Origin of the sequence: Anaerobacillus sp. 1_MG-2023 (genome assembly GCF_030547345.1) — a bacterium.
GTDB lineage: Bacteria > Bacillota > Bacilli > Bacillales > Guptibacillaceae > Guptibacillus > Guptibacillus hwajinpoensis_B.
In genome coordinates this window covers 1-234 of record NZ_JAUORD010000266.1, presented here as the reverse complement: position 1 = coordinate 234, position 234 = coordinate 1, and the positions used below count along the sequence as shown (strand labels likewise).

Below are 234 nucleotides of genomic sequence, written 5' to 3'. Positions count from 1 at the left end.
AGCTTTTAAAACAATGTTTTGTTTCCGTAGAAACAACTACTTACATGGCGTTTCGTTCAGTTTTCAAAGATCAATTTTTCTTTCAATGTCGTTTTCAGCGACCAAACCATCATATCATGATTCGTTTGTCAGTGTCAACAACTTTTTTTAAAATTAATTGGTGGAGCCTAGCGGGATCGAACCGCTGACCTCCTGCGTGCAAGGCAGGCGCTCTCCCAGCTGAGCTAAGGCCCC

Annotated in this window: 1 tRNA gene; it reads right to left on the bottom strand. The window is 42.7% G+C overall.

The annotated features are described in order from the left end of the window. Positions 1-158: 158 nt before the first annotated feature. Positions 159-234, bottom strand: a tRNA-Ala gene (locus Q4550_RS24115).